Raw genomic sequence first — 3,435 nt, forward strand, 5'->3', positions numbered from 1 at the left:
CGCAGCACAAGGTCGGGCCGTACGACGATCAGGTCCTGGCTGCGCTCGAGGGCGCGAAGGCGGAGTTCTTGGGGTCTGCCGCCCGAGGGGACGAACGGCTGGCAGATGTTTTCGTCACCATGACCGATGAACGGCTCCCGCAGTTCGTGGAGTTGGCGAACGGACACGGCCTCGACTCGCTAGGCAAGGGATTCTACGAGATCGTCGAGGACGGCACGCTGGCCCGTGTCATGGAGCGCTACGGGTACAGGCTCGGGGACGGCCCGCCGCCGGAGCCCTTCTCGTCCGGCGTGGGAACGCCGGAGGCGGTCGGTAAGTCCGTACCCGAGAGGGTCGGGGATCCCTCTGGTGAGGCGGTCGGTGACGGTGACTGGCTGGACCAGATGCTGCCGGCGGTGCCGGTGGGAGAGCCGCTGCTCGCGCGGGAGCGGTCGAACGGGCCGGACGGGTCGGTGGTGGAGGCGTTCCGGGCGGGTATGGACTCGTTCCCGGAGTTGCCGGACTCGGTCAGGGACCTGCCTTTGGTGGAGGCGCTGAAGGAACTCACTGATGCGCAGAAGGTCAGGCTGGGCGTGCTGATGGGGGAGCACGGTCTGGCGGACGCGCCGGCGCTGCTGGAGAGCGGTGCGCTGGAGACGCTGCTGTCGGCGCAGGAGGGGACGCTGCGCGGTCTGCCTTCGGGTGAGGAGCCGGCGGGTGCGCGCCCCGGTGTGGATGAGGCGCTGGCGGCGCGGGTGGAGGCGCTGCGTGACGGTGAGCGCCCCATGGATGTGGAGGGTGAGTACCGGTCTTTGGCCGAGGGGGAGTTGGAGGCGCTGCTGGAGCGGGCACCGGGGGTTCCGGACGGTGTCGGGTCCGAACCGGGGCGGGTCCGTGCGGTTCAGGTGGAGGCGGAGGCTCTGCGGCTGGGGATGTCGCCCGAGGAGGCGAGGCGCTATACGGAGCGGTATGAGGCGGCGGCCGCGAAGGGTGACATGGAGGCGGCCGAGGCGATCGCCGGGGCGCGGGACGCTCATGTCGGAGCGCTGGAACGTGCGTATGGCGAGCTGATGCAGCGGCTGGGCCCGGACGCCGTGGCGAAGGCCCGGCTGGACGGTTCGCTGACGCGGGAGATACCCACGGCGGCCGACGCGCGGGACGCAGGTGTCGATGACGTCGCGTGGAACTCCTTTGAGGAGCGGATCGTGCGGGCGGTCGGTGACGGCCGCCTCGCGGACGCGCAGGATCTCATCCTCGCCCGCAACGAGCTGATGGAGTCGCCGGCGAACACCACGGCCGGCCAGGACGCGGTGCTGGCCGCCCGGCTTCAGGCGCTGCGCGACGGCGACGCCGACACCGGTGGGCACAGGCCGGTGGACGCCGAGGTGGAGGGCCGGGCCCTGGTGGATGGGGATCTGGAGGCGCTGCTGGAGCAGGCGCCGGGGGTGCCGGAGGGCGTTCCGCTGGATGTCGGGCCGGGGGATCTGCGGATGGTCGAGGCGCTGGTGACGCAGGCCCGGGTGGCAGGTGTGGCCGAGGGGGAGATCAGGTCCTGGACGGAGCGTTTGAGTGAGGCGTGGTCGGGCCGTGGCCGGGACGGGGAGAGTCTGGGGGAGGCGGGGCGGGAGTGGCAGCAGCAGCTGGACCAGGTCAAGGGCCGCTCGCCGGATCCTGAAGTGCTGCTGGAGTCGCCGGAGGCGACCGTACTCACCCAGCAGGAGACTCTGGCCAGAGCGGCGGAGGAAGCGGGTGTCTCCTTCGAGGAGCACGCCGGGATGATGAAGGAGATCCGCGACGCGTGGGCCGAGGGCCGTCCCGAGGACGCGGACACATTGGTGGAGCAGTTCTGGGGACGTCTGGAGGAGGCCACCGCCCAACAGCAGGCGGAGCGTGCGGCCCAGGCCGAACAGATGATGGCCCAGGCGCGGGGTGTGACCCTCGAGGAGTACCAGGCCTTCCAGGAACGGCATGCCGCGAGGGACGCGGATCTGCTGGAGGTACTGGACCTGCTGGTGAACGAGGACGGGCCCGGCCTGGTCGACCAGGTCCGGCAGGTCCTCGACGGGCTGGGGCAGGACTATGCGGACTCGCCGGTCCCGCAGATGGTCAGGGAGCAGCTCGCCCGCTACGAGGACGGGACGACCGCTTCGGAGGAGGGGCTGCGCCAGGGTTTGAGGGACGAGTTGCTGGCGCCGGATGCCGAGGGCGGTGCGAAGGAGCGGTTCAAGCAGGCTCTGCGGGAACTCGACGGCCTCGTCCCCGTGGTGGAGAGCCGCGACGATGTGTGGGCTGCGAGCCTGGCCCGGTCACTGGCCCACCACGGTGGTGAGGGAGGCATGCCGCCGGGCGAGCAGAGCTACTGGCAGGACAGGTACGAGCGTGCGGTCCAGGACGGGGACACCGGCGCCGTGATCGCCACGGTCCGGGACTGGAACGCCCGGTATATGAATTTCGAGAGGCTGGAGGGCCTGCGGACGGCCGCGGACGAGGCGTTGCAGGACCCGGTGGACCGGGAGGCGTTCGCGCAGCGGGCGGAACGAGCTCTGCGGCAGGAGGACCTCGGCGCGTTCCAGGAGGTCGCCCGGCAATGGGCCGTGGACATCACCCGGGCGAAGTCCGAGGCCGATTTCCAGCGCACCATCGAACAGACGGCGGGTGATCTGGCCGGTGAGGCCGACCGGGCCGGCATGAGCCGTCAGGAGTGGGACGCCTTCGGCGGGCGGATCGAAGAGGCCCGGGCCGGCAATGACTTCGCCGAGGTTCTGCGGATCGTGGATGAGCGGGCGGTGCGGCTGGAGGAACTGCGCGCGGCGCGCGACGTCGAGCTGGCCGAACGGCTGGCCGCGCTGCGCGACGGCGGCGAAGGAATCGGCGACCGGCTGGAATTCCTCAACGAGGCACTGGCCCCGCAGTGGACCACCCGCACCCAGGACGGCGGCGAAACCCTCTCCGACGAGAGTGGCCTGTGGGAGCTGTTCGAAGCCAAGAAGCCCGAACTGCTCGCCACCCGGCCGGCGGACGGCGACGATCCCCTCAACTCCCTCGACTCCAGCCCCGACACCGACCCGGACACCGCCGCCTTCGACACCGGTGACGTGCTGCGCCGGATGGACCGGATGGGAGAGGACCTGTTCGGCCAGGCACAAGACATGGCCATGCCGCGTGAGGAGATCGCCTCCTGGCGGGAGCGGCTCGAGAGCGCCCCCGACCACGTCGCCGCGCGTGAAGAGCTGCGGACCCGCCTGGACGAGCTGCGCTCCGAACAGCGTCTGGATTCCCTGGAACAGTCCAGTCGGCTCGACCAGCGCCGCCAGCTGCGTGATCTCGGCTTCACCTGGGAAGAGATCAACCATCACGAACTCGGCGTCAAGGCCGCCGTCGAGCGCGGCGACCTGGAGCGCGCCGCCCAGCTGGAGACGGCCTTCGACGCCAGGGTCGAGCAGCGCGCCACCGGCG

General features: G+C 71.0%; 1 protein-coding gene. It reads left to right on the forward strand.

Annotated features, from left to right (window positions below):
• Window positions 1-3,435, forward strand: a 3,435-nt coding sequence (locus OO54_RS46245) for a hypothetical protein (RefSeq protein WP_033212686.1), incomplete at both ends; no start/stop codon positions are given.

It is taken from the genome of Streptomyces wedmorensis, assembly GCF_000716445.1.
GTDB classification, from domain to species: domain Bacteria; phylum Actinomycetota; class Actinomycetes; order Streptomycetales; family Streptomycetaceae; genus Streptomyces; species Streptomyces wedmorensis.